The following is a 24904-nucleotide window of genomic DNA, read 5'->3' on the forward strand; positions in this document are numbered from 1 at the left end:
ATCATGGCCTCATGCGGCGTGCCGATCCCGACCAGCGTGATGAGTATCCGTGCTAGTGGTTGTCGAAGGCTTCGCTGGTGCATCCGCCGGTGTATCCAGAACTGCAACGTGATGCCGATAGACCATCTCCCAGCCCTTCCAGCCGGTGAACAGCAGTATGCAGACCACTATGAACGACAACAGCGCGCCCCACGGTCGGACCGCGGCCTCGGCGCCTTGAGCATAGCGAAGGTAGAAATTGATCAGAGCCACAACGACCGCGGTCAAGTTGCCCAGCATGTGGTACCAGGCGTCGGACAAGGCGCGAATGCGCGGCTCGTTGAGGAAGTCGATAAAACCGGCTGTCGCAGCGAGAAGCGCCATTACGATAGCTGCCCCGATCAGCCACATCGATGCCCGTGCCCAGAAGGCGTCGGCAGTCCCCCAGAAAACCAGGTCGGTGACAAAGGCACCGACAAGAAACGCGACAGGAAAAGGTATCAGCATCGGGTGGAGGGGGTGAGTTCCTATCTTTGCGGTACTTACTGGATTCATGGGCATGGGACGCCTCCGCGTAGCAAAGCTTAAATAAACGCTCAGATACGGGTTTCGTTCCAAATAGAGATTAACCTGAACTGCTGTCGCGAAGCTCAGGCTGACCTTTTCATGCCTGCCAATGGCAGTCGGCGTATTTCATCCAGCTATTTTTGCGTCATTCCGCGGCAGCACCCGCCACGCCCTTGCGGGTGGCTTCCAGCATCCGCCGCCGCGCCCTGAACACGCCCCATTGCTGGTCGACCAGAACGCCGATGAGGATCACCCCGCCCATCACGGCGAAGTTGAGCGAGGACGGGATACCGAGCAGGTTGACGAGGTTCTGCAACTCCTGCAGCAGCACCGTGCCGAGCAGGACGCCGATCAGCGAGCCTTCGCCGCCGCGCAGCGAGAAGCCGCCGAGCACCGCTGCCGCGATGGCGTAGAGCTCGTAGAACTGGCCGTGGCTCGCCGGCGAGATCGAGCGTGTGTACATGGCGAAATAGATAGCCGACAGCGCCGTCAGCACGCCGCAGATGACATAGGCGGCCATGACGATGCGGCCGGTGCGGATGCCGGAATATTTCGCCGCTTCCTCGTTCTTGCCGATGGCGTAGAGATATCGCCCGAACACCGAACGGTGCAGCACCACCCACATGACGACGGCGATGACGATCAGCGCGATGAAACTGTTCGGCACGCCCCAGGACCGCCCCGCCGTCAGGAACTCGAGTTCCGGGAAGTTCTGTCCGAAGGCAAAGCCGGCGGTGCCGTCGGCGGTATAGAAGCGCGCCACGCCGCGATAGATCAGCAGGCCGCACAAGGTCACCACGAAAGGCTGCAATTTGAGCCGGGTGATCAGCCAGCCATGCGCCAGCCCGATGATGCCGCCGAGCACCAGGATCAGCGGCAGGGCGACCGGCCAGGCCATGCCGCGCGTGGCGATGAAGTCGATGAACAGCACGCCGAGCAGCGCAACCACCGAGCCGACCGACAATTCGATGCCGCCGGTGATGATGACGAAAGCCTGGCCGATCGACAGGATGCCGAACAACCCGATCAGGTTCGAGGTGTTGGCGAGATTGATCGGCAGCAGGAAGCGCGGGTTGATGATCGCTACCACCGCGCCGACCGCCAGGATCAGGATCAGCAGGCCGAGATCTTTCTTGCTCATCGTCGTCTCCCAATGCCGGCGAACTATTTCGGCTGCTTGCCGACCGCCAGCAGCAGCACGTTTTCCTGGCTGAACCGTTCCTTGTCGAGAATGCCGGAGATCTGGCCTTCATGCATGACGGCGATGCGGTCGGAAACACCGATCACCTCCTCCATGTCGCTGGAGATCATCAGCACGGCGACGCCGGCATCGGCCAGCGCCCGCATCAGCCCGTAGATCTCGGCCTTGGCGCCAATGTCGATGCCGCGTGTCGGCTCGTCGAGGATCATCACCTTCGGCTTCATCGCCAGCCATTTGGCCAGCACGACCTTTTGCTGGTTGCCGCCCGACAGCGTGCCGGTACGCGTCTGCACGGAGGGCGCCCTGATGCCCAGATCGGTCTTCTGTTTCTCGGCGGTGGCGGCCTCGGCGCTGGCCGAGACCAGCGAGCGCCGCGAATGCGCCGGCAGATTGGGCAGCGAGATGTTCTGGGCAATCGACAGATCGAGCAGGATGCCGGTCAGCTTGCGGTCTTCCGGGACGAGGAAAATACCGTTGGCCACTGCGTCCGCGGCCGAACCAAGAACCAGATCTTTTCCGTCAAGTTGGAACGAGCCGCCAAAGCTCTTGTCGATGCCGAACAGCACGCGCGCCAGCTCCGTCCGACCGGAGCCGACGAGACCGGCAAGGCCGAGGATCTCGCCATGCCTGACGTCGAGGTCGACGGGCCGGTCGGGATAGGCGGCGGTGCGAATGGCCTTGACCGACAGCGCGACAGAGCCCGGCGGGCGCGCCGATTCTGCGGCCTTCTCCCTCTCCTTGAGCATGCGGCCGATCATCAGCTTGACCATCTGGTCGTGATTGATGGCGCTCTTCGGCAAAGTTCCGGCGAGCATGCCGTCCCTGAGCACGACGACGCGGTCGGCGACGCGCTCGACCTCGTGCAGGCGGTGTGAGATGAAAATGACGCTGATGCCGTCTGCCTTCAGCGCCTTGATGACACCAAGCAGCTTGTCGGTTTCGGCGATCGGCAGGCTCGAGGTCGGCTCGTCGAGGATAACCAGCCTTGCCTTGATCGACAGCGCCTTGGCGATCTCGACCATTTGCTGCTGGGCCAGCGACAGCGCCGATACCGGCGTATCGGCCGAGAAATTGGCGCCCACGCGTTTGAGCAGCGGCGCCGCCAGCGCTCGCAGCCTGGCGCGGTCGACCAGCTTGAGCGGGCCGGCGCGCAGCGGTTCGCGGCCGAAGAAGATATTGGCGGCAACGTCGAGGTTTTCGAACAGGTTGAGTTCCTGGTGGACGAAGGCGATGCCCGAACCGATGCTGGCCTCGACAGTCAGCCCGTCATGGGCGGCGCCATCGACAATGATGGTGCCGGTGTCCGGCCTGGTGACGCCGCCGAGGATCTTCATCAGCGTCGATTTGCCGGCGCCGTTTTCGCCGACCAGGCCGATGACCTCGCCGGGCCTGACCTCGATCGAGAACCCGTCCAGCGCGACAACGCCGGGATAGGTCTTGCGCACACCGTTGAGGCTCAGGAACGGAGCGTCCGTGGATGCAACGATGGATGGGTCGGAATAATTCATCACGCCTGACAGCAGCCGGTGAGCCGTTTTGGACTCAGACTGACGGGCCTCGCGAGGCCCGTCAATAGAACGCCGGCTCAAGGCGAACCTTGAGCCGGCGCAACCTAGTTTGCTCAGTTTCCAGACATCGCCTTGAGGCTGGCGGCGTAGGCGTCGACATCGTCCTTGCCGATGATCTTGGTCGGGATGATGATCAGTCCATCGGCGGGAACGCCCGACTTGTTGCCTTCGAGATAGGCGGCCATCAGCTTCATGCCCTGATAGGCCCATTCGAAGGGCTGCTGCACGACGGTGGCGGCGACGGTGCCTTCCTTGACGCCGCCCAGCGTGATCGGATCGTCGTCGAAGCCAACGACGGTGATCTGGCCGAGCTTGCCGGCATCGCGCAGCGCCTCATAGATACGCGGCGTGTTGTAGGAATAGAAGCCGACCATGCAGGTGACGTCGGGGCTGGCGACCAGCGCGTCCTCGACGTTCTTCTTAGCGCGGGCCTGGTCGATATCGTCGCCACGCACGTCGACCAGTTCGATCTTGCTGCCGGCGAGGCCGTCCTTCATGCCCTGGATGCGTTCCTTGGCATTGTCGGCGCCGAGCAGGCCGACGAAGCCGAGGCATTTGCCGCCATCTGGCATCGCCTTCTTGGCAATCTCTGCCGCCTGCTTGCCGGCATCGACATTGGACGAGCCGATATAGGCGACACGCTTGGTCTGCGGTGCATCGCTGTCGGTGGTGAACAACGCCGTTTCCGAGGCGATCTTGTTCAGCCCGTCGGTCGACGTCTTGGGATCGACGGCCGAGACCATGATCGCCTTAACACCGGCCGTCACCAGATCGTCCATCAGGCGCTGCTGGATGGCGACCGAGGACTGCTCCGGATATTTGAGTTCTAGATTGTAATTGGGCAATTCGCCTTGAGCCTTCTTGACCCCGGCTTCGGCAGCCTTCCAGAAATCGGAAGCGCCGTTGACGACGAAGGCCAGTGTCGGCTTGTCGTCGGCCCGCGCAATTGCGCTGACGGACAGGCCGAGCAGCAGGGCCGCAGCGGCGACGGACGCATTTCGTATCGCAGATTTCATATTCAACCTCCCATTTGACTCAGTAATTTTCGCTGATGATGAACGTGCCGGCGCGGCTTGGACGCCCTCCTCCTCAGGGTTCCGGCAGCGAAGAACGACGCCATTCCAGCCGCGATCGTCGACTTTAGAGACTCATTCGTCGTTCGTAAATAGTCCGATTTGTCTGACATTTCCTCGAAACGGCAGGCGAGCTTCGGTTGACGGGAACTGTCCGCCACTAGGCTGGCTTACGTTCCGAACATGCGCGGGTCCGATGTTCGTCCGAGCATGATGGATTGACGTTATAGGGCCGCCGGATATTAGTAAAGAGTATTAGTTTAATCGGGATTCTCACAAGAAAGGAGCCTCCCAATGCGCTGTCACGTCGGATTCGCGACTAAATCACTTAAGACGGCACTTATATCTATTAGCATCGCTTTACCTTACAAATGCGAGATTTGAGGGACGAATGACATGAACGAACCACTGCGCGATCCCGTCCTTGAGGGTACAAGGCGGCGCAAGCCGTCCGGGAAAAACCCCAGAGGCCGCGTTACCATGACCGACATCGCCAGGGCCGCCGGTTGTTCGCAGGCGACGGTTTCGTTCGTCCTCAACAACACGCCGGGCATCAGGCTATCGCAGCAAACTCGTGAGCGGGTGATAGAGGCGGCGCGGGCCCTCAGTTATGCGCCGCCGGTGTTTTCCGCCCTGCGAGCCCCGGTTGCCGCTTTTGACGGGCTGGATGGCGTGATCGGCTTCGCCGTCGACCAATTGGCGACCAGCCCGGAGGCGGTCGTCGCCATTGAAGGGGCGCGGCAAGCCTCGTGGAACGCTGGCAATGTACTTTTGGTGGCGCAGACCATGGGCGACGAGGTGATGGAGCCCCGGGCCATCGCGGCGCTGACCAAGCAGGGCATTTCGGCGCTGATCTACATGACCATCTTCACCCGCGAGATCGTCGCGCCGGAGTATCTATACGGCCTCGACATTCCGGTCATCCTGCTCAACTGCTACACCGCCGACTATGCCTTCCCCGCCGTGGTGCCGAGCGAGATCGCCGGCGGCCAGAGCTCGACCCGGCACCTGATCAGCCATGGCCATCGCCGTATCGCCACCATCACCGGCGAGCCATGGATGCAGGCGGCGCAGGACCGGCTGAAGGGCTACCGCCGGGCGCTGGCGACAGCCGACATCCCGTTCGACCCGGCCTTGGTCGTCGAAGGCGATTGGTCGGCGAGCGCCGGCTATGCCGCGACCATCAAGCTACTGGCGCTGAAAGACCGGCCGACCGCCATCTTCTGCCAGAACGACCGCACCGCGATCGGCTGCTACGAGGCGCTGAAGGAGGCCAGCCTGCACATCCCCCAGGATATTTCGGTGGTCGGCTATGACGACGAGGAGATCGCGCGCCATCTGTTCCCGCCGCTGACGACGTCGATCCTGCCGCATATGGCGATGGGGCAATGGGCGATCGAGCAGCTGGAAGTCCCCGCCCCTCCCGGTCGTGGCCGCCATCCCATCACCAAGCTCGAATGCCCGCTGGTGGAGCGGGAGTCGGTTGGCGCGGTGGCGGGCTGACGCGAGGCGGCGGAATAGTCGGCGATCGACAATTGCATAGGCTTGACATCGCGCCCCGCATAGATCCGATTGAGCCCTATGAGGTTGCAAAGCTGCTATAATTTTCAGGACTTTCGCAGGCTGGCCAGACAGCGCCTGCCAGGACCGATCTTCGACTATATCGATGGCGGCGCGGACGACGAGACGACGCTGCGGCGCAACACGGCTGCGTTCGAGGACTGCGACCTCGTCCCAAACGTGCTTGCCGGTGTCGGGCAGATCGACATGTCGGTCACCGTCATGGGCCAGAAACTGGCGATGCCGGTCTATTGTTCGCCGACGGCTCTCCAGCGGCTGTTTCACCATAGCGGCGAGCGCGCCGTCGCCGCGGCGGCGGAGAAGTTCGGGACGATGTTCGGCGTCTCGTCGCTCGGCACGGTCAGCCTGGAGGAAGTCCGCAAGCACAGGACGCCGCAGGTCTATCAGTTCTATTTCCACAGGGATCGCGGCCTGAACCGCGCCATGATGGAGCGCGCCAAGGCGTCCGGCGTCGAGGTGATGATGCTGACGGTCGACAAACCGCGAGCGTGACCTGCGGACCGGCTTTTCCATCCCCTTTCGGCTTACGCTCGGCGGCATGATGCAGTTTGCGACAAGCCGAGATGGGCCATCGACTATTTGACGCACGAAAAGTTCAGCCTGCCGCAGTTGGACGGCCATATCGATCTCGGTGGCGGAGCGCTTTCCATCAGCCGCTATTTCACGGAGATCCTCGACCCGTCGCTGGATTGGAAGGACGTCGAAGACATGGTCCGCTTCTGGAACGGCCAGTTTTGCCTGAAGGGAATCATGAGCGTTGCCGATGCCAGAAAGGCCGTCGACATCGGCTGCACCGGCATCGTTCTGTCAAATCATGGCGGCAGGCAGTTGGACGGCTCGCGCAGTCCCTTCGACCAGCTGTCAGAGATCGTCGACGCGGTGGGCGACAGGATCGACGTGATCATCGACAGCGGCGTCCAGCGCGGCACGCATGTCCTGAAAGCTCTGTCGCTGGGCGCCAAGGCCGTCGGCCTCGGGCGCTACTACCTCTTCCCGCTCGCAGCGGCCGGACAGGCCGGCGTCGAACGGGCGCTCGGCCTGATGCGAACCGAGATCGAACGCGACATGCGGCTGATGGGATGCAGGTCGGTGGCAGAGCTTTCCAGGGGGAATGTGCGGTTTAGGTGAGGCAGCCGGAAGTGGCGCACGGCATAAGCTTTTCGAAGTGCGAACACTATACCGACCGGCCGCCGCTCCTGCCGTCCGTGTCGAAGACGGCCTCGCCGGAAACAGCATCCGTATATCCGCCTTCAAGCTGCTGCAACGTATGCCGGAACCGATCAAGATTGCCGAGCATTGTGGGCCTGGCATCGACCATGTGCTGGAAAGTGTCCCACTCTCCAATCGAGAAGAAGGCGCCATCTCCCGATTTGATGAGAGCCATTTTTCGCAATCCCTCGAAGTTGCGCGGAGCGCTGCTGAACAGTTCGACGAATTCGTCTTCACTACCCGGCTTGACCTGGAAGCGGACGCTGTTGAACGCCGTCATGTACGTTCCCCCGTGAAAGACCTGAAGAAGCTCGAATATGCGAAAGCCCTAAGGCACTCAAACCCTTCGAACACGTGTACAGGAAAATCGGAAGGTTGGCTTCAGTCACCTCCTGCCGAATGCCCCGTTTCTGGCGCTATTTTGCCAGGTAGAGGACGACGCTCGATCTCAATCGGTACGCCCTTCCGACCGGCAATGAAACGCGCTGTTAACGCCGTTCGCGGGTGACAGGATGTTGGCCGCAGTTCGAAGGTATAATCTGCGTCTCGCTGTCAGTTGCGGAGGCGAAAATGAACGTGCTTCGGATTGCGCTCTTGTGCACGGCCATGATCGACCTTGGAATGCCTACCGTTCGCGCTGAGGATCGGCCTGTGCCGCCGAACAACAAAGCCGCAACAGTGCAGCCGCCCGTTCATTGTGAAGGCCAAAACTGTCTCCCGCCGGCGAAAGATCCCGTGCAGGAATGCACCGGCCAGGATTGCACGCCAGCGCCGCCGACTGAACCGGGTCCGGAGATCAAGCAGGCCGACTGAGTCGGCATCAGCAGACCATCCCCTCTTTTGGCAGGGATGGCGCTCAGCCCTCGCGACCCTCCGACCACCGGCGCCGGTCACGGTCATAGTCGGGCGGCTATGAGCTCACCGCGCCCGAGAGGCCCCATGAGGCGGGCCGTGCATTGGATTGATGGCGCGCCCGAAGAGGATGAAACTGGGAACTCGTATGTTATTGCTGCGCCTATCGATTTCTCAGATCACCGCTCGGAGCCGAAGGTCCGCCTTGCGCGCCATAAACTGTCCCTTGCCACCCCTGAACAGCCAAAATCGGATCCAACCGGTCATTCGTCAAGGGGAAGCGAAGTGACCTCCATGCAGAATTCGAGCGCTCATCGGCGTTGGGCGCAATCCGGCCGCGGCCCTCCTGGGGCTAACGTTCAGGGCAGCGGGATCGGCTTGTCGCTGAGTGTGCGCAAGTAGGCGATCAGGTCGACCCGTTCGGTCTCGTCCGGAACACCAGGCGTCTCCATGTAAACGCCCGGCGTGGTGAGCATGGGTCCGAAGAGATATCTGTTCAGATCCTCGTACGTCCATACACCCTCCCAGTCGAGCAAAGCGTCGGAGTAACGCATTTTTGCCACAGACGCCTTGTCGCGGCCGACGACGCTCCACAAGTTGGGTCCCGTCTTGGTCGCTCCCTGTGGCTCGGCATTGTGGCAACCGGCACACAGGCGGGTGAAGTAGGTTCGGCCTTTCTCGACATCGGCAGTAGCCAACTTCATCGAGATCGGAGCTGGTGTTGGCAAGACGACGCCGTGCGACATGAGATAGTCAGCGACTTCGCGTTGCCTCTTGAATTTTGCCAGATGGAGCGGCGTCTTGCCGTCCTTTGTCTTCGCATTCACGTCCGCGCCGGCCTCGACGAGTGCTTCACGCAGTCGAAACAACCGAGATTCACCGCGATGTGGATAGCGTTTTCGCGGCTGCGCTTCGAATTTGGATTTGCGCCCCCATCCAGCAACAGATTGATCAGGTCGATCCTGCGTTTTGCCAAAGCCGGCATGAGCGCAGGCCCCAAAAGCGGCGTCGGGGCGGCGTTAACGTCGGCACCGCGTTCCATGAGCAGTTTTGCCGCCGCAAAATGCCCGCCCCTAACCGCAAGATAGAGTGGTGTCGCGCCCCCGTCGCTCTCATCGACGCCGGCACCAGCGTCGAGCGCTGCCGTGATCCCGGCGACATCGCCCTTCATGGCGGCGTCGTGGATGGAGGCGGCATGCGATACAATCGGAATGTGTAGAAGCACCAACAGAATGAAAGGCAAGAACCCGCGCATTAGCATCTCCCAAGGCAAGCCTGAGGACCCGGCACGATTTCAAGAAGGGCGAGGTTAGTACGAATGCTCGATAGCGGCAACGCACGTGTGATCGAGTTCGCCGCCGCCGTGGCGGGCGGCGGCAGCGCATGCAGTCGCCTGCATGCAAGGCGGTCCTAAACATCAGCCGACCAGCCGTGGCTCATCCCCCAAGGAGAAGTCGTTTCTCAGCGCCGGGAATCCCGCAGATTTGCCGGTAACTGCTAAAGCGCCACCACGATGGCAATGATGAGCGGCTAAGCGGTCCATCGATGCCGGTGGATTGGGATGTACATTACAAATGGCGCGCCCGAAGAGATTCGAACTCCTGACCCCCAGATTCGTAGTCTGGTGCTCTATCCAGCTGAGCTACGGGCGCGCAACAGGCCATGCTTTGCATAGCCCCGCGATCCGATCCTGGCGACCGGCCGCGAATGTGAGCTGTTCCCTAGCGACTGAATTTGCGAAAAGCAAGCCGATCCTGGCCAAAAGTTTTGCCGTCACGTTTTGCCGTCATGCGCCGGCCGGCGAAGGTAAGATCGCGTCACGCGGCGGCCGAGCCGATAGGTCGTCGTCTTGGATCGGTCATTTGCCAATCGGAACGGTCCGTAACGAAACAAGCCGTTGCACGGCGGCCGAGCCGATGACTCTTAGTCCCGGACCAACCATTTGCGAATTGAAACGGTCCGTAACGAAACGGTTCGTTACGCCGGGCGGCGCAGGCCGTTGCGGGCTTGGTCGAGCCGGACCGGCTGGTCGGGAATGGTGACGGCGAATGTGGTGCGGCCGCCGATGCTTTCGACCAGCTCCACCGTGCCGCCATGGGCGCGGATCAATTCATGGGCGATCGCCAGGCCAAGGCCGGTGCCGCCGCTGCGGGCCGAGCCGCGAAACGCCGCGAACAGGTTTTCGCGCGCCTTCGGCGGCAGGCCGGGGCCGGTGTCGGTGACGACGATGCGGCTGACGCTGCCGATGCGCTCGGCCGATATGGTCAGGCGGCGCACTACGGCGCTCTCGGTGTCCGCCGCCATCGCCTGCACGGCGTTGCGGCTAAGATTGGTGAGCACGCGGAACAGCTGATCGGAATCGGCGTCGACCTCGAGCACCGGATCGACGGCGTTGACGAATTCGATGCCGCATTCGATGTCGAGCAGGCCCTGGACGTCCTCGACCAACTGGCGCAGCCGCAGCCTGCGACGCGACGGCGGCGGCTCCTGGGTGCGGCCATAGGACAGCACGCCTTCCGAATAGGACACGGCGCGATCGAGCGCGCGCAGCAGTTTTGGCGCGAAGGCCTGAACAGTCGGGTCCTTTACCTGGCGCAGGCGGTCCGACATCAGCTGCGCCGAGGCAAGGATGTTGCGCATGTCGTGGTTGATCTTCGACACGGCCAGGCCGAGATCGGCCAGGTGCTTCTGCTCGGTCAGCATCTTTTGCAGCCGCTCCTGCATCTGCGACAGCTCGCGTTCGGCGACGCCGATCTCGTCGGCCCGGGCGGCGGGGTGAATGATGCGACCGGGATCGTCGGGCGCCTCGGAAAAGGACAGCATCGAGCGCGTCATCGTCCTGATCGGGCCGATCATGATCAGGTCTATCGCGGCGTAGACCAGCATGGCGGTGAACAGCGAAATCAGCAGCGAGACGAAGGCGACGTTGCGCGAATAGATCAGCATGGCATTGCGCAGGCGGTGGTCGGGCATGATCAGCTCGAACTCCTTGTCGCTGTCGCCGACCGGTCCGAAAACGCGCAGCATCCTCTTGCCGCCGAAAAACAGCGTGTCCAGCGCGCCGGTCATGCCCTTGATCATGCCGACATTGGCGATATCGATATGCTCGTCCACCTGCGGCGGCATTTCGGCCACGACCAGCAGCCGCGAGACGCCGCCGTCGCGCACGGCGATCGCCTTGGCGCCGATCGCCATCAGCACGTCGTTCTGGGCGGCACGCGACAGCGAGGCAGGTTCGCCCTGCACCAGGACGATGGAAACAGCAGCGGCAGTACTCAGCCTCTCCTTCAGCCAACTCAGCCTGTAGCTGGCGATCCAGGGCACGAAGATGAGGATTTCGGCCAAGAGCACGAAGACGATGGTGAGCAGCAGCAGCTTCGTCGACAGGCCGCGCGCTAGCGGCACCCTGCGGGTGGCCGCCTTCGCCCGGGCGATGCTTTCGTCGGTTGCTGGGACTTCACTCATGCTCGTCGTCACGGCTGCCTGTCATCACGGCTGCTTGTCTTAAGGACTGCTCGTCTTCACGATCGCTTGATCGGGCAAGATTAGGCGATTGCGGCTTTTTTGCCAAATTCATCCTTGATCGAAGCCGGACAAAGGGCCGCAAGGACTTCCCTGCCAGTCCGACAACGCCGGCCCGACAGGCTGGATTGACTTCCAAAACCCTTCTTTCTATAAGCCCGCTCACGCTCGGGCCATTCGTCCCGGCGCGGTTTCGATCGCGCCAAAACCGGCCCGGCAAAGCTCCTGTTACAAAGTGACAGAATCAAGAAGGGCCGCACCCCGCGGTATTTAAACAAATGAAGCGTACTTACCAGCCGTCCAAACTCGTCCGCAAACGCAGGCACGGTTTCCGCGCCCGCATGGCCACCAAGGGTGGCCGCGGCGTCGTCGCAGCCCGCCGCAACCGCGGCCGCAAGCGTCTCAGCGCCTGAGCACCAAGCGAGAGACAAGATCGTTGCCCGCAACCGGCAAGCCAACGGGTCCCCATCCCAAGCGGCTTCTGAAGCGCGCGGAATTCCTGGCTGTCCGCCGCGGCGAAAAGCGCCGCGGACGGCTTTTCCTCGTCGAGGTTCTGGGCCGCGGCGACTGCGAAGCGCCGCGCGTCGGCTATACCGTCACCAAGAAGGTCGGCAACGCCGTCGTTCGCAACCGCATCCGGCGGCGGCTGAGAGAGGCCGTGCGCACGCATGCCGCGGATGACATGGCGCCCGGCAATGATTATGTCATCGTCGGGCGCGAAGACGTGCTTACGACTCCGTTCGGCCAGTTGAAGGCCGAACTCTCCCGCAGATTGCGTGGAACACGATAGGCCAAGGGCTTCGATGGAAAACAACCGCAACTTCTTTATCACCATCGCACTGTCGGTGCTGATCCTGGCGCTTTGGCAATATTTCTATGTGATGCCGCGCAGCGAGATGCAGCGTGAGGCCGCCCGCATCGAAGAACAGCGCGTGGCGGAGCAGAAGAAGGCCGCCCAAGGCACCAGTCCGGGCGCCAGCGAAACACCGGTGCAGCCGGGCGCCATTCCGAACGCGCCTGGCGGCGACGCGGTGACGCCGGCCGGCCGCGAGCAGGCGATTGCCTCGACCAAGCGCGTCAAGATCGACACGCCGAGCCTCGAAGGCTCGATCAACCTCACCGGCGCGCGCCTCGATGATCTCCGGCTCAAGCATTACAGGGAGACGGTCGACAAGACCTCGCCCGAGATTGCGCTGCTCAATCCTGAGTCGCTGCCCAACGGTTATTTCGCCGAGATCGGCTTTGTTGGGGACGACAAGGCGGGAACACTGCCGGGACCGAAGACCGTTTGGAACGTCGACGGCAATCCGACGCTGACGCCGGACACACCAGTGACGCTCGCCTTCAGTAACGACAAGGGCCTGACCTTCAAGCGCACATTCTCGGTCGACAGGGACTATATGTTCACGGTTTCCGATACGGTGCAGAATTCGGGTGCCGCCGCCGTCTCATTGTTCAACTATGGCCGCGTCACCCGTTTCGACAAGCCGGCCGTTGCCAGCATCTATGTGCTGTTCGAAGGCCTGATCGGCTTCACCGGCGAGGAAGGCCTGCAGGAACACAAATACGCGTCCATCGAAAAGGACAGGGAATTCAAGCCAGGCAAGTCGACCGACGGCTGGCTGGGCATCACCGACAAATATTGGGCGGTGACGCTGGCGCCGACAGAGAAGCAGCCGTTCCAGCCGCGCTATGCCTATTTCGAGGATGGCCGGCACCGCTATCAGTCCGACTTCCTGACCGACCACATCAATGTCGACGCCGGCCAATCGGCGACGGTTGAGACCGAGGTCTTCGCCGGCGCCAAGGAGGTCGGCAAGATCAATGCCTATGCCGAGGATCGCCACATCAAGCGGTTCGACCTGTTGATCGACTGGGGCTGGTTCCATTTCATCACCAAGCCGATGTTCTGGCTGATCGACACGCTCTACAAATTCTTCGGCAATTTCGGCCTGGCGATCCTCGCCACCACCGTCATCGTCAAGGCCCTCTTCTTCCCGCTCGCCAACAAGTCCTACGCGTCGATGGCGAACATGAAGAAGGTGCAGCCCAAGATGCTCGAAATCCGCGAGAAATACGCGGACGACAAGATGAAGCAGCAGCAGGCGATGATGGAGCTCTACAAGACCGAGAAGATCAACCCGATCGCCGGCTGCTGGCCGGTGGCGCTGCAGATCCCGGTCTTCTTCGCGCTCTACAAGGTGCTCTACATCACCATCGAGATGCGACACGCACCGTTCTTCGGCTGGATCCAGGATCTGGCGGCGCCGGACCCGACATCGATTTTCAACCTGTTCGGGCTGATCCCGATCACCTTGCCGCACATGCTGATGATCGGCGTCTGGCCGCTGATCATGGGCGTGACGATGTTCCTGCAGATGCGCATGAACCCGACGCCGCCGGACCCGACGCAGGCGGCGATCTTCACCTGGATGCCCGTGATCTTCACCTTCATGATGGCGGGTTTTCCGGCCGGCCTCGTCATCTACTGGGCCTGGAACAACACGTTGTCGATCCTGCAGCAGGGCGTGATCATGAAGCGGCAGGGCGCCAAGATCGAATTGTGGGACAATCTGGTCGCGCTGTTCCGCAAGAAACCGTCGCCGGCGGAATAGCCGGCGCTCCGATAATGCGAAACCAGAAAGCCCCGGTTCGTCCGGGGCTTTTTGCACAAGCTGCCGGCCTGGATTAAGCGATTGGTACTGCGGGACGGATCGCGCTATTTTGACCTGCCTGGCAGGTGCTCGACGGAGCTCGATATGACCGGACCCAATCCATCGATCAAGCATCCGATCCCGTTGCACACACGCGTCGGCTTTCTGAAACCGCTGGTGACGGCGCCTAATATCGAGATCGGCGACTTCACCTATTATGACGACCCTGACGGACCTGACAAATTCGCCGAAAAATGCGTGCTGCATCATTATCCGTTCATCGGCGACAGGCTGGTCATCGGCAAGTTCTGCGCCCTCGCCGAGGGCGCGCGTTTCATCATGAACGGCGCCAATCACGCCATGTCCGGCTTTTCGACCTATCCGTTCAATATCTTTGGCCACGGCTGGGAAGAAGGCTTCGACCCGGCGACATGGTCGAAGGAGGTGCGTGGCGACACAATCGTCGGCAACGACGTCTGGATCGGCATGGAAGCGGTGATGCTGCCGGGCGTCAAGATCGGCGACGGCGCCATTGTGGCGGCAAAGTCGGTGGTGACGCACGATGTGCCGGCCTATGCGATCGTCGCCGGCAATCCGGCCAAGGTGGTGAAGATGCGCTTCGACGACAGGACCATCCGGCGGCTGCTGGCGCTGGCGTGGTGGCACTGGCCGGTGGAAAAGATCAGCCGCAATCTCGATGCCATTCGTGGCAGCAACATTTTTCTTCTGGAGGCAGCGGTTTGAACGCGTTGAACAAGACCACGATCGGCATCGAATTGTTCACGCGAGCCTGGATCTTCATCCGCGGCGTGCCGGCGATGAAATTCCTGCCGCCGGAGGGTCCACCCGAGATCGCCTTTGCCGGCCGCTCCAATGTCGGCAAATCGTCGCTGATCAACGCGCTGGTCAACCAGAAGGGGCTGGCGCGCACCTCCAACACGCCGGGCCGGACGCAAGAGCTCAACTATTTCGTGCCGGGCGGATTTTCGGGAGAAGGCGCCGATCTGCCGCCGATGGCATTGGTCGATATGCCGGGCTATGGCTACGCCACGGCGCCGAAGGAAAAGGTCGACGAGTGGACGAAGCTCGTGTTCGACTACCTGAAGGGCCGGGTGACGCTGAAGCGCGTCTACGTGCTGATCGACGCCCGCCATGGCATCAAGGCCAAGGACGACGAGGTGCTGTCGCTGCTCGACAAGGCGGCGGTGTCGTATCAGATCGTACTGACCAAGACCGACAAGATCAAGGCGGCGGGGGTACCACGGCTGATCGAGGAAACGCTGCAGAAGATCAAGAAACGCCCGGCGGCCTTTCCCTTCGTGCTCGCCACGTCGTCGGAAAAGAGCGAAGGCCTCGAAGAATTGCGTGCGGCGATCGTGCTCGCCGCCAACGGCGGATAGGCAACGGAATCCGACGGCTGGTCAGGCGGGGCTGGAGGTCCGTTCCTGCTCTGCAAGCTGTTCGGTGCCGTAGGCCTTCAGGAACACATCGACGCCCGACCTGACGATATGTTCGATCTCGGCCGCACTTGGCGCTTTGGTGCGATAGGCGAATATGCACTGGCGGAAAAGACCGGCCAGGCACAGCTCGGTGAACTGATAGGCGGCAAGCTCGACATCGTCGATCTTCAGCAGGCCGCGTTCGATAGCCATGTTGAGGAAAACGACAACCCTGTCATGGCCGCGCTTCGGGCCGCGTTCGTAAAATCGCGCGCCAAGCTCCGGAATGCGTTCCGACGCGCCGATCACCGTCCGCTGCGCTAGGATGACCCTCGCCGAGGTGATCTTCATGGACAGCACGATGCCGAACTTCACCAGCGTCTGGCGAAGGTCGCCGATCTGGTCCAGCACTTCGTACATGTTCTTGAAGATCGTGCCGCGTTCTTCCTCGATCAGCGCTTCGAACAGCTCTTCCTTGTTGGCGAAGTAGACATAGATGGTGCCCTTGGACACGCCGGCCTCGCGGGTGATGTCGTTCATCGACGCGGCTTCGAAGCCCTTGTCGATGAAGACACGGCGCGCACCGTCGATGATCTGGCTGCGCTTGACTGGGTCTTGCCCCGCGGCCGGGCGGCCGCGCGGCAGACTGTCCAGCAGATCGCACTGGTCCTTGCCAGCGCCGGGCAATGGGCCTGACTCAGGCAAAGGAGCGGCCTTGGGGGCTTCGGCCATAATGTCACACCTCGTAAAATAATTCGAACCATCCGGTTCGATTGCTCTTGATATGGGCCTCTTTAAGCGCTAAGTCAATGTCGAGATCGAACCGAACGGTTCAGTCTGACAAATTCAGCGCCAGTTAATTTAGAGAGATATCATGTCCTCGAACGCGCCCACCAGTGCCCAAGTCCGCCCTTTCCCCAGTGCCAAGGTCCAGCCTGCGATCGAAGCGCCGGAAGCCCCTGTCAAACCCGCCGACGTCACCCCGCTGGCTCCCGCCAAAAAGAAGCGCTCGATGCGCTCGATGTTGTTGCCCATCATCGGCCTGGCCCTGCTGGGCGCCGGCGCCTGGTATGGCTATGATTACTGGACCGACGGGCGCTTTATGATCACGACCGACGACGCCTATGTCCAGGCCGACACCGCGTTCATCTCGCCAAAAATCTCGGGTTATGTCGATCAGGTCAAAGTGACCGAGAACCAGCAGGTGAAGGCCGGCGACCCGCTGCTGATCGTCGATGACGGTGACTACAAGATAGCCGTTGCCCAGGCCGAGGCGCAGATCGCCACGTTGAGCAAGACGCTCGACCGCATCGATGCCCAGACCGAGGCGGCGCGCGCCTCGCTCAAGCAGGCGCAGGCGCAGAAGACCGCCGACCAGGCCGCGGCCGATAATGCCAAGCGAGCTCAGGTTCGTGCCGCCCAGTTGCTCAAGACCCGCGTCGGTACCCAGGCCCAGTTGGACGATGCCCAGACGGCGGTCGAGCAAGCCAATGCCGCACTAGCCGGCGCCGACGCGCAGATCGCGGCGGCTCAGGCGAATATCGGCGTGCTCCAGGCGCAGCGGGCGGAATCGGCAAGTACGCTGGGCTCGCTGCAGCTTGCCCACGACAAGGCGGTGCGGGATCTGTCCTTCACCGTGCTGCGCGCACCCTATGACGGCGTGGTCGGCAACCGCTCGGTCGAGCAGGGCGACCTGATCAGCCCCGGACAGAAGCTCGCCGTCATCGTGCCAATGGACAAGCTCTACATCGTCGCCAACTTCAAGGAGACCCAGCTTGCCCGGCTGGTGCCTGGTGAAAAGGTCAGAGTGTCGGTCGACGCGATCGACGGTCAGGACATCGAGGGTACCGTGTCGTCGCTGGCCCCGGCTTCGGGAGCAGTGTTCTCGCTGCTGCCGCCGGAAAACGCCACAGGCAATTTCACCAAGGTGGTGCAGCGCGTTCCGGTTCGCATCGACGTGCCCGCGGATGTGCTGAAGACGGGCAAGCTGCGCGCCGGCCTGAGCGTCGTCGTCGCCGTCGACAGCCGCACGGCGCCTTCGGCATCGAAGTAAAGCGGAACCGGGAGCAAAGGTCATGGCGACCGCAACCCTAACTGCAGGATCGGCGCCGACGCCAGCCATGCCGGCGCCGGTTGACCACATCTCGACACGCCGCGTCATCGCCTTCCTGGCAATGGTGTTCGGCATGTTCATGGCCATCCTGGACATCCAGATCGTCTCGGCCTCGCTGGCCGAGATCCAGGCGGGCCTGAGCGCCAGTTCGGACGAGATTCCGTGGGTGCAGACGGCGTATCTGATTGCCGAGGTGGTGATGATCCCGCTGTCGGGCTTCCTCAGCCGGATGCTGTCGACGCGGGTGCTGTTCACAATCTCGGCGGCAGGTTTCACCGCGGCCAGCGCGCTGGCGGCGACCGCAACCAATATCGACCAGATGATCGTCTACCGCGCCGTGCAGGGCTTCATCGGCGGCGGCATGATCCCGAGCGTCTTTGCAGCCGCCTTCACCATCTTCCCACCGTCGCGTCGCGCCATCGTCTCGCCGATGATCGGCCTGGTGGCGACGCTGGCGCCAACCATCGGCCCGACCGTCGGCGGCTATATCAGCCATGCCATGTCCTGGCACTGGCTGTTCCTGGTCAACGTCGTGCCCGGCATTCTGGTGACGACGGCCGCCTGGTCGCTGATCGACTTCGACAAACCCAATCTCAAGCTGTTCAGCAAGTTCGACTGGTGGGGGCTTGCCGGCATGGCCGCCTTCCTGGGCTGCATGGAATATGTGCTGGAGGAAGGTCCCAACAACGACTGGCTGCAGGATCAGGCGGTGTTCATCTGCGCCGTCATCATGACCTTCGGCGCGGTGCTGTTCTTCTGGCGCGTGTTGACCGCCGAGGAGCCGATTGTCGATCTGAGGGCTTTCAGCAATATCAATTTTGCCTTCGGCTCGCTGTTCTCCTTCGTCGTCGGCATCGGCCTCTACGGTCTGACCTATCTTTATCCGGTGTTCCTGGGGCGGATCCGCGGCTACGATTCGATGATGATCGGCGAGGCGCTGTTCGTCAGCGGCCTGGCCATGTTCTTCACTGCGCCGATCTCCGGCATCCTGTCGAACAAGATGGACCCGCGCATCATGATGATGATCGGCTTCTTCGGCTTCGCCACGGGGACCTGGTGGATGACGCATCTCACCGCCGACTGGGATTTCTATGAACTGCTGATCCCGCAGATCCTGCGCGGCTGCTCGATGATGCTTTGCATGGTGCCGATCAACAACATTGCGCTCGGAACCTTGCCGCCGGAGCGGCTGAAGAATGCGTCTGGCCTGTTCAACCTGACCCGCAATCTCGGCGGCGCCGTCGGCCTGGCAGTCATCAACACCGTGCTGATCGACCGCAATGCCTTCCATTACGCCAGGCTCTCCGAGCACGTGCAATGGGGAAGTGCCGCTGCGCAGCAGAAGCTGCAGAACATGACGCTCAACTTCGAGCAGACCGCCGGGCTCGACGCCTCCAAGGCGGCCATCTCCAAACTGTCAGGCATGGTCCAGCAGCAGGCGTCGCTGCTGTCGTTCATGGACGTATTCTTCATGCTGACGGTTTTGTTCGCGACGCTTGGGCTCTTCACCCTGGTGATCCGCAAGCCAGCCGCTCAGGGCGGCGGTGGCGGAGGCCATTGAGGCGCGCTGGATCCCCCGCCTGGCGCCCTCGCGCATGACCCCGAAAAGCGATTTCGGGGTCATGCGCAAAATCAACCATTACGAAGTCTTGGAGCGGCGGACACTCCACCGCTCCAACTTTTTGTTTGAGCATCGGATTTTCCCAAAACCGCTTCGCACTTTTGGGTCCGATGCTCTAGCGCTCTCCGACAAAGTCAGGGGCGCAGCCATCCTCAGGCCGTCGCCGGCTTGAAGGTCAAGGCGACACCGTTGATGCAATGCCGCAACCCGGTCGGCGGCGGACCGTCGTCGAAGACGTGGCCGAGATGGCCACCGCAGCGGCGACAATGGACCTCGGTGCGGGTCATGCCCAACGACCTGTCCACGGTCTTGCCGATCGCGTTGGGGATTTCCTGCCAGAAGCTCGGCCAGCCGGTGCCGGAATCGAACTTGGTCTCTGACGAATAGACCGGCAGGTCGCAGCCGGCGCAAGCGAAGATGCCTTTGCGGTGCTCGTTGAGCAGCGGACTGGTGCCCGGGTATTCCGTGCCCTCCTTGCGCAGCACATTGAAGGCCGCGTCGGACAGGATGGCGCGCCACTCGGCCTCGGTCTTGGTAACCTCGAAAGTCTCGGCCGCGCGTGCATCCTGGGCTCCGCCCATGCGCAGCGCGGTGGCGCCTGCGACAACGCCAATGGCTGCCGCACCACTCAAAAGAAGCTCGCGACGGTTCATGCCCATTCCTCCTGTTACTGCTTGTGCCAAATTCGACCGCCAGACGGAAATCAAAAGCCGGTGACAATCGCTGTCCTCAAAGCGGGACTCCGCGCCTATCCACTTGCGTGAACGGCGCGGAGTGTGCGCAGGGAGGCCCTTAGCGATATCTTCGCCGGCAGCGTGCGTTTGTTACATCTTCGGCAGGAGAACCTTGTCGACGACGTGGATGACGCCGTTGGACTGCTCGACATCGGCGATCGTCACATTAGCGACATTGCCGTTCTCGTCGGTCACGGTGACCTTGCCGCCGTCGGTCTTGAGCGACAGTTCGCAACCACCGACCGTCTTGACCTTGTGGGTGCCACCGTCATCCTTGACCATCTTGGCGACGTCGGCGGCCATCGCCTTGGCGCCGATGACATGGCAAGTCAGGATCTTGACGAGCTTGTCCTTGTTTTCAGGCTTGAGCAGCGTCTCCACCGTGCCGGCTGGAAGTGCCGCAAAGGCCTCGTTGGTCGGCGCGAACACGGTGAAGGGGCCAGCGCTTTGCAGCGTATCGACCAGGCCGCCTGCCTTGACGGCAGCGACCAGCGTCGTGTGGTCCTTCGAGTTGACAGCATTTTCGACGATGTTTTTCTGGGCATACATGGCGGCGCCGCCGACCATCGGATTTTGGGCATAGGCAATGGTGGCGATCGCAGAAATCGCAACCTTGCCGGCAAGCAAAAGGGTGGCGAATTTAGGCATGATTTCAATCTCCTTGGGTTATCGTTCCCCTCGTTCGGGAACGCAAGAAGATACGCAACAGAAATGCCGGAGTTTCGTCCTCACGTAAGAAATATTGTGTCGCTTCAATTTTCCATGTGCTAATCGGTCACCGCCGACAAGCTTTGCATGATTTTGGTTCGTGAGAGATAGATTTCAGGTCTTCTTCCGAAGCAAGAATCGGTCAGATGCTCTTCAGATCGCCCGCTGCGACCACCGGTCCAGTCGGCTGGCCGGTCGGCGAACCGCCGGCAGGCTCGACGCTGACCGCAAGCACGGCGCCTTGCGCCAATTTCTCCCGGACGGCGGGCGGGATGGCCAGATGCGCGGTCGCACCGGCCGGGATGACGCCCATCGACACCGGCGCGTTCTTGCCTTCGATCATCCACAGCTCGAAGTCCTTGCCGGCGGTCCGCTCGCCGGAGACGTGGGAAAGGCCGACATCGTGACGGACGGCGTCGTAGACGACGAGATATTTGACATCGCTGCCTTCGGCTGCCAACGAGGCGACAAGCCGGGTTTGCGGCTCGACGACCGGTGGATTGACGTAAGGCAAGGCAATATAGATTGCCAGCGCCGCAATGGCGGCGGCGGCAAGACCGCGCCAGAAGCCAAGGCTCGACCAGAGGCCGGCGCGCGGCTCTGCAGCGAACAGCCAGCGGTCCAATGCTTCCTTGACCCTGATCGGAGGCTCTGTCTCCGGATAGGCGGCGGCCATCGGCGAAAGATGCGCCTCCCAGGCATCCACAAGGCGCGCGAAGGCGGCGTCCGCATCGATGCGGCGCGACGCGATCTCGCGTTCATCGGCGGCCAGAACGCCAAGAACGTATTCGGCGGCGAACAGGTCGTCGCCCCCACGTTCCGCTCCATTGTCGTCAGCCAGCGTCATCTTTCCAGGCATTCTCTCAGTTTCAACAGGCTGCGCCGCAGCCAGGTCCGCATCGTGTTCAGCGGTACGCCATAGCGCTCCGCCAGCTCCGCATAGCTTTTGCCATCCAGATAGGCGCCCCGGACGGCCGCCGCCCGGTCCTTCTCCAATTCCTCGAGACAATGGTAGATGCGTCCGGACTCACCGCCCGCCACGGCCATGGCCTCCGGCCCCGGCGCCGGATCGGCCACGTCGAGCGCGGCATCGATATAGGCGGCAGGCTCTCGCCGCGCCCTGATCCGATCGATCGCATGATTGCGCGCAATGGCCACCAGCCAGGAGATCGGGCTCAGATCCGAAACGGCGAAACGGTCCGCCTTCGTCCATATCTTGACGAAGACCTCTTGAAGCGCCTCTTCTGCATCTCCCCGATCCTTCAATACACGAAGGCAGACGCCGAAAAGTTTCGCGCTGGTCTGCCGGTACAGCAGATCGAACGCAGCCCGGTCCTTCATCGAGGTCCGGACAATCAGGTTGCTGATGTCCTGCGGCGTCATCGGCCGCCAAATTAGGCGATTGCAATGTATTTGCAACGACTGAAATGGTCTTGCGCACTGGCAGCGCCAGCGTCGATTGCCAAGGAAATCGCCGCCCGCTAGCTTGCCATGAGCGGGAGGGCGACCATGTCGATCGAGCGGGTTCTGTGGGAGCATGACGCAACCGGCCAGGCCGCACTCGTGCACAAGGGAGAGATCACACCGCAAGATCTCGTCGATGCGGCGATCGCCCGGGCCGAGGCCACCCAGCCGGAGATCAACGCCATCGCCGAACCGCTTTTTGAGGCGGCGCGGGCGCGAGCGAAAACCGTCGACCACAAGCTGCCGCTTGCCGGAGTGCCCTTTGCGCTGAAGGACCTCGGCATTGCCATGAAGGGCGTGCCGACGCATGGCGGCAGCCGCATCCCAGCCTACACCCCCGATTTTAACTCGGTCATGACGGAACGCTATCTGGCCGCCGGCCTGGTCCCGATCGCCACCAGCACCGCACCCGAACACGGGCTGAGGCTGGTGACCGAGTCGGTGGCTTACGGCGTCACCCGCAATCCATGGGACACCGCTCACACGACCGGCGGTTCCTCGGGCGGCGCGGCTGCGCTGGTCGCGGCCGGCGTCGTGCCGGTGGCGCACGCCTCGGATGGCGGCGGCTCGATCAGGGTGCCTGCGGCCTGTACCGGGCTGGTCGGGTTGAAAACCTCGCGCGGCCGCGTGCCCTTGACGCCGCTCGTCACTGAAAGCTGGTACGGCTTTGTCGTCGACCATGCGTTGGCCCGCTCGGTGCGCGATACGGCCCTGCTGCTCGACCTGACCCACGGGCCCGAACCGCTGTCGCCCTACGCGGCACCCTCGCCGAACGGCAGTTTCACTGCGGCCGCCGGGCGCGATCCGGGCAAGCTCAAGCTCGCCTTCTACCGAAAATCGCCGCTCGGCCTGCCGATTTCGGAAGAAACCTTGAAAGCTCTGGATGCGGCAATTGGGCTGGCGCGCGAAGGCGGGCACAGCGTCGAGGAGATCGACCTGCCCTATATCGACCGCGATTTCATCGCCGATTTCGCCAGAACCGTCGCCGCGGCGGTGGCCGGCACGATGCGTGGCGAGGCCTTGCGCGTCGGCCGCTCCATCTCAGGCGATATCGAACGCGCCACGCGCGTGATGAGCCGGTTCGGTGAAATCCTCTCGGCCGGCGAAATCTATGCCGGCCTGCAGCGGCTGCACGCAACCTCGCGCCGCCTTATCACCGAAACCGCGCACTATGATGCAGTGCTGATGCCTGTCATCGCGCACCCGCCGCTCGCCTGCGGCACCATGGACCCGAAAGGCGCCGACGAATTCATCGAGAATGTCCTGGACAGACTGCGCCTCGCCGGCCTGCTGAAGTTCAAGCCGCTATTCGGCCAGCTGATGGACAAGAGCCTTTGGTTCACCCACTGGCCGGCGATCCAGAACGTCAGCGGGCAACCGTCGATCACGCTTCCGGTTTACGTGACCGATGCCGGCCTGCCGCTAGGCGTCCAGGCCGCCGGCCGCCCCGGTGACGAGGAGACGCTTTTGTCGTTCGCCGCGCAGATGGAAAAGATCTCGGGATGGCTGGGCCGGCGGGCGCCGCTGCAGGTGCCGGCATAGGCGGTGATTTGATCGATCGTGACAGCAAAGCCGTTTGCCCCCTCGTCCAATTCCCGCTAAGACGCCGCCGTTCATGCCAAGCTGGGAACCACGCCGATGACGGATGTCGCCGCCACCGCCGAAATGCAGGCCGCGCTGCTTTCAAGGGCGCTGCCCTATATGCAGCGCTACGAGAACAAGACAGTCGTGGTGAAATATGGCGGCCACGCGATGGGCGACATCGCGCTCGGCAAAGCCTTCGCCCGCGACATCGCACTGCTCAAGCAATCCGGCGTCAACCCGATCGTCGTGCATGGCGGTGGGCCGCAGATCGGCGCCATGCTCAGCAAGATGGGCATCGAATCCAAATTCGAGGGCGGCTTGCGTGTCACCGACCAGAAGACCGTCGAGATTGTCGAGATGGTGCTGGCCGGGTCGATCAACAAGGAAATCGTCGCGCTGATCAATGCCGAGGGCGAGTGGGCGATCGGCCTGTGCGGCAAGGACGGCAACATGGTGTTTGCCGAAAAGGCGCGCAAGACCATGATCGATCCTGATTCCAACATCGAGCGGGTGCTCGACCTGGGCTTCGTCGGTGAACCGGTCGAGGTCGACCGCACATTGCTCGACCTCCTGGCGCGGTCCGAAATGATCCCGGTGCTGGCGCCGGTGGCGCCCGGCCGCGACGGCCATACCTACAACATCAACGCCGACACTTTTGCCGGCGCCATCGCCGGCGCCTGCCAGGCGACGCGCCTGCTGTTTCTCACCGACGTGCCCGGCGTGCTCGACAAGGATAAGAAGCTGATCGACGAGTTGACCGTGGCCGAGGCCAAGGCCCTGATCAAGGACGGAACGGTCTCGGGCGGCATGATCCCCAAGGTTGAAACCTGCATCGAGGCAATCGAGCGCGGCGTCGCTGGCGTCGTCATCCTCAACGGCAAGACGCCGCATGCGGTGCTGCTCGAGCTGTTCACCGAACACGGCGCCGGCACGCTGATCGTGCCGTGAGTGGCCTCAGTCTGTTCAACGCCGCGACAGACCGGAAGACCATCCGATCACCATCGCAGCGCTTGTCGAGACAGGCGGGCGGGCGAA

General features: G+C 62.4%; 23 protein-coding genes, 1 tRNA gene and 1 pseudogene. 11 read left to right on the forward strand and 14 right to left on the reverse strand.

The window, feature by feature from the left end:
- Positions 1-9 precede the first annotated feature (9 nt).
- From NKJ93_RS23065 to NKJ93_RS23080, 4 genes are all read right to left on the reverse strand, one after another.
- The gene (locus tag NKJ93_RS23065) at positions 10-540 is read right to left on the reverse strand and encodes a DUF2231 domain-containing protein (RefSeq protein ID WP_023718227.1); all 531 of its coding nucleotides are present in this window, start codon (positions 538-540) and stop codon (positions 10-12) included.
- Between the two features lie 151 nt (positions 541-691).
- Positions 692-1687, reverse strand: a complete 996-nt coding sequence (locus NKJ93_RS23070; RefSeq protein WP_023718226.1) for an ABC transporter permease — start codon at positions 1685-1687, stop codon at positions 692-694.
- Between the two features lie 23 nt (positions 1688-1710).
- Positions 1711-3255 (reverse strand): sugar ABC transporter ATP-binding protein, encoded by a 1545-nt coding sequence (locus NKJ93_RS23075; protein WP_023718225.1) that lies wholly within the window; start codon positions 3253-3255, stop codon positions 1711-1713.
- A 113-nt stretch (positions 3256-3368) separates the two neighbouring features.
- The gene (locus NKJ93_RS23080; RefSeq protein WP_352591250.1) at positions 3369-4331 is read right to left on the reverse strand and encodes a sugar-binding protein; all 963 of its coding nucleotides are present in this window, start codon (positions 4329-4331) and stop codon (positions 3369-3371) included.
- Positions 4332-4784: 453 nt separating this feature from the next.
- Between NKJ93_RS23080 and NKJ93_RS23085 the strand changes: the two genes are divergently transcribed.
- Positions 4785-5891 carry a LacI family DNA-binding transcriptional regulator gene (locus tag NKJ93_RS23085; protein WP_031193752.1) on the forward strand — a complete coding sequence of 369 codons (1107 nt, stop codon included), beginning with the start codon at positions 4785-4787 and terminating at the stop codon, positions 5889-5891.
- A 78-nt stretch (positions 5892-5969) separates the two neighbouring features.
- Positions 5970-7097: pseudogene (locus NKJ93_RS23090) on the forward strand (alpha-hydroxy acid oxidase).
- Between the two features lie 46 nt (positions 7098-7143).
- On the opposite strand, the gene NKJ93_RS23095 reads toward NKJ93_RS23090, so the two are convergent.
- The 5 genes from NKJ93_RS23095 to NKJ93_RS23115 all read right to left on the reverse strand — a co-directional run bounded on the left by NKJ93_RS23095 (position 7144) and on the right by NKJ93_RS23115 (position 11495).
- Positions 7144-7458, reverse strand: a complete 315-nt coding sequence (locus NKJ93_RS23095) for an antibiotic biosynthesis monooxygenase family protein (protein WP_352484312.1) — start codon at positions 7456-7458, stop codon at positions 7144-7146.
- 931 nt (positions 7459-8389) lie between these two features.
- Positions 8390-8857 carry a c-type cytochrome gene (locus NKJ93_RS23100; RefSeq protein ID WP_352591253.1) on the reverse strand — a complete coding sequence of 156 codons (468 nt, stop codon included), beginning with the start codon at positions 8855-8857 and terminating at the stop codon, positions 8390-8392.
- Complete coding sequence (locus NKJ93_RS23105) at positions 8854-9285, reverse strand: ankyrin repeat domain-containing protein (protein WP_352591256.1); 432 nt, start codon at positions 9283-9285, stop codon at positions 8854-8856. Before NKJ93_RS23105 ends, NKJ93_RS23100 begins: the two co-directional genes overlap by 4 nt.
- 320 nt (positions 9286-9605) lie before the next feature.
- Positions 9606-9682, reverse strand: a tRNA-Arg gene (locus NKJ93_RS23110).
- Between the two features lie 325 nt (positions 9683-10007).
- Positions 10008-11495: an ATP-binding protein gene (locus NKJ93_RS23115; protein ID WP_352591259.1), complete on the reverse strand. Its 1488-nt coding sequence runs from the start codon at positions 11493-11495 to the stop codon at positions 10008-10010.
- 335 nt (positions 11496-11830) lie between these two features.
- Here NKJ93_RS23115 and rpmH point away from each other — a divergent pair, with 335 nt between their 5' ends.
- The 5 genes from rpmH (at position 11831) to yihA (ending at position 15606) form a co-directional block, all read left to right on the forward strand.
- Positions 11831-11965 carry a 50S ribosomal protein L34 gene (rpmH, locus tag NKJ93_RS23120; RefSeq protein ID WP_008833937.1) on the forward strand — a complete coding sequence of 45 codons (135 nt, stop codon included), beginning with the start codon at positions 11831-11833 and terminating at the stop codon, positions 11963-11965.
- Positions 11966-11988: 23 nt separating this feature from the next.
- Positions 11989-12342 carry a ribonuclease P protein component gene (gene rnpA, locus NKJ93_RS23125; protein ID WP_352591262.1) on the forward strand — a complete coding sequence of 118 codons (354 nt, stop codon included), beginning with the start codon at positions 11989-11991 and terminating at the stop codon, positions 12340-12342.
- A gap of 13 nt (positions 12343-12355) precedes the next feature.
- A complete protein-coding gene (yidC, locus tag NKJ93_RS23130; protein ID WP_352591264.1) occupies positions 12356-14167 on the forward strand; it encodes a membrane protein insertase YidC in 1812 nt (603 codons plus the stop codon).
- A 144-nt stretch (positions 14168-14311) separates the two neighbouring features.
- Entirely contained in the window at positions 14312-14950 is a 639-nt protein-coding gene (locus tag NKJ93_RS23135; RefSeq protein WP_352591267.1) for a CatB-related O-acetyltransferase, read from the forward strand.
- On the forward strand, positions 14947-15606 hold the full coding sequence (yihA, locus tag NKJ93_RS23140; protein ID WP_031193748.1) for a ribosome biogenesis GTP-binding protein YihA/YsxC: 660 nt from the start codon (positions 14947-14949) through the stop codon (positions 15604-15606). The genes NKJ93_RS23135 and yihA overlap by 4 nt, the downstream gene beginning before the upstream one ends.
- 21 nt (positions 15607-15627) lie before the next feature.
- Here yihA and NKJ93_RS23145 read toward each other — a convergent pair whose 3' ends face one another.
- Positions 15628-16377, reverse strand: a complete 750-nt coding sequence (locus NKJ93_RS23145) for a TetR/AcrR family transcriptional regulator (RefSeq protein WP_352484315.1) — start codon at positions 16375-16377, stop codon at positions 15628-15630.
- A gap of 142 nt (positions 16378-16519) precedes the next feature.
- On the opposite strand from NKJ93_RS23145, the gene NKJ93_RS23150 reads away from it, so the two are divergent.
- Both NKJ93_RS23150 and NKJ93_RS23155 read left to right on the forward strand, forming a co-directional pair.
- Positions 16520-17698 (forward strand): HlyD family secretion protein, encoded by a 1179-nt coding sequence (locus tag NKJ93_RS23150; RefSeq protein ID WP_352591270.1) that lies wholly within the window; start codon positions 16520-16522, stop codon positions 17696-17698.
- 67 nt (positions 17699-17765) lie between these two features.
- On the forward strand, positions 17766-19319 hold the full coding sequence (locus tag NKJ93_RS23155) for a DHA2 family efflux MFS transporter permease subunit (RefSeq protein ID WP_352591302.1): 1554 nt from the start codon (positions 17766-17768) through the stop codon (positions 19317-19319).
- A gap of 212 nt (positions 19320-19531) precedes the next feature.
- Here the strand turns inward: NKJ93_RS23155 and msrB are convergent, their stop codons facing one another.
- The 4 genes from msrB to NKJ93_RS23175 form a co-directional block, all read right to left on the reverse strand.
- Complete coding sequence (msrB, locus tag NKJ93_RS23160; protein WP_292655897.1) at positions 19532-20032, reverse strand: peptide-methionine (R)-S-oxide reductase MsrB; 501 nt, start codon at positions 20030-20032, stop codon at positions 19532-19534.
- A gap of 171 nt (positions 20033-20203) precedes the next feature.
- Positions 20204-20761: a fasciclin domain-containing protein gene (locus NKJ93_RS23165; RefSeq protein ID WP_352515757.1), complete on the reverse strand. Its 558-nt coding sequence runs from the start codon at positions 20759-20761 to the stop codon at positions 20204-20206.
- 202 nt (positions 20762-20963) lie between these two features.
- Complete coding sequence (locus NKJ93_RS23170; protein ID WP_352591304.1) at positions 20964-21668, reverse strand: anti-sigma factor; 705 nt, start codon at positions 21666-21668, stop codon at positions 20964-20966.
- Positions 21665-22204, reverse strand: a complete 540-nt coding sequence (locus NKJ93_RS23175) for a sigma-70 family RNA polymerase sigma factor (RefSeq protein ID WP_023718207.1) — start codon at positions 22202-22204, stop codon at positions 21665-21667. Before NKJ93_RS23175 ends, NKJ93_RS23170 begins: the two co-directional genes overlap by 4 nt.
- Positions 22205-22330: 126 nt before the next feature.
- Between NKJ93_RS23175 and NKJ93_RS23180 the strand changes: the two genes are divergently transcribed.
- Together NKJ93_RS23180 and argB are read left to right on the forward strand one after the other, a co-directional pair.
- On the forward strand, positions 22331-23827 hold the full coding sequence (locus tag NKJ93_RS23180) for an amidase (protein WP_023718206.1): 1497 nt from the start codon (positions 22331-22333) through the stop codon (positions 23825-23827).
- Positions 23828-23923: 96 nt separating this feature from the next.
- The gene (gene argB / locus NKJ93_RS23185; protein ID WP_023677482.1) at positions 23924-24817 is read left to right on the forward strand and encodes an acetylglutamate kinase; all 894 of its coding nucleotides are present in this window, start codon (positions 23924-23926) and stop codon (positions 24815-24817) included.
- The last annotated feature ends 87 nt before the right edge of the window (positions 24818-24904 follow it).

The organism is Mesorhizobium sp. M0028 (assembly GCF_040323855.1).
Classification (GTDB): Bacteria; Pseudomonadota; Alphaproteobacteria; order Rhizobiales; family Rhizobiaceae; genus Mesorhizobium.

What these genes read in the sequence shown, in the direction of transcription:
- NKJ93_RS23165 (WP_352515757.1), bottom strand. Translation starts at nt 20,761, where the DNA reads ATGCCTAAATTCGCCACCCTTTTGCTTGCCGGCAAGGTTGCGATTTCT.
- NKJ93_RS23170 (WP_352591304.1), bottom strand. Translation starts at nt 21,668, where the DNA reads ATGACGCTGGCTGACGACAATGGAGCGGAACGTGGGGGCGACGACCTG.
- msrB (WP_292655897.1), bottom strand. Translation starts at nt 20,032, where the DNA reads ATGAACCGTCGCGAGCTTCTTTTGAGTGGTGCGGCAGCCATTGGCGTT.
- NKJ93_RS23065 (WP_023718227.1), bottom strand. Translation starts at nt 540, where the DNA reads ATGCCCATGAATCCAGTAAGTACCGCAAAGATAGGAACTCACCCCCTC.
- NKJ93_RS23085 (WP_031193752.1), top strand. Translation starts at nt 4,785, where the DNA reads ATGAACGAACCACTGCGCGATCCCGTCCTTGAGGGTACAAGGCGGCGC.
- NKJ93_RS23135 (WP_352591267.1), top strand. Translation starts at nt 14,312, where the DNA reads ATGACCGGACCCAATCCATCGATCAAGCATCCGATCCCGTTGCACACA.
- NKJ93_RS23070 (WP_023718226.1), bottom strand. Translation starts at nt 1,687, where the DNA reads ATGAGCAAGAAAGATCTCGGCCTGCTGATCCTGATCCTGGCGGTCGGC.
- NKJ93_RS23175 (WP_023718207.1), bottom strand. Translation starts at nt 22,204, where the DNA reads ATGACGCCGCAGGACATCAGCAACCTGATTGTCCGGACCTCGATGAAG.
- NKJ93_RS23105 (WP_352591256.1), bottom strand. Translation starts at nt 9,285, where the DNA reads ATGCGCGGGTTCTTGCCTTTCATTCTGTTGGTGCTTCTACACATTCCG.
- yidC (WP_352591264.1), top strand. Translation starts at nt 12,356, where the DNA reads ATGGAAAACAACCGCAACTTCTTTATCACCATCGCACTGTCGGTGCTG.
- NKJ93_RS23145 (WP_352484315.1), bottom strand. Translation starts at nt 16,377, where the DNA reads ATGGCCGAAGCCCCCAAGGCCGCTCCTTTGCCTGAGTCAGGCCCATTG.
- NKJ93_RS23180 (WP_023718206.1), top strand. Translation starts at nt 22,331, where the DNA reads ATGTCGATCGAGCGGGTTCTGTGGGAGCATGACGCAACCGGCCAGGCC.
- argB (WP_023677482.1), top strand. Translation starts at nt 23,924, where the DNA reads ATGACGGATGTCGCCGCCACCGCCGAAATGCAGGCCGCGCTGCTTTCA.
- NKJ93_RS23155 (WP_352591302.1), top strand. Translation starts at nt 17,766, where the DNA reads ATGCCGGCGCCGGTTGACCACATCTCGACACGCCGCGTCATCGCCTTC.
- NKJ93_RS23150 (WP_352591270.1), top strand. Translation starts at nt 16,520, where the DNA reads ATGTCCTCGAACGCGCCCACCAGTGCCCAAGTCCGCCCTTTCCCCAGT.
- NKJ93_RS23080 (WP_352591250.1), bottom strand. Translation starts at nt 4,331, where the DNA reads ATGAAATCTGCGATACGAAATGCGTCCGTCGCCGCTGCGGCCCTGCTG.
- NKJ93_RS23115 (WP_352591259.1), bottom strand. Translation starts at nt 11,495, where the DNA reads ATGAGTGAAGTCCCAGCAACCGACGAAAGCATCGCCCGGGCGAAGGCG.
- NKJ93_RS23095 (WP_352484312.1), bottom strand. Translation starts at nt 7,458, where the DNA reads ATGACGGCGTTCAACAGCGTCCGCTTCCAGGTCAAGCCGGGTAGTGAA.
- NKJ93_RS23075 (WP_023718225.1), bottom strand. Translation starts at nt 3,255, where the DNA reads ATGAATTATTCCGACCCATCCATCGTTGCATCCACGGACGCTCCGTTC.
- rpmH (WP_008833937.1), top strand. Translation starts at nt 11,831, where the DNA reads ATGAAGCGTACTTACCAGCCGTCCAAACTCGTCCGCAAACGCAGGCAC.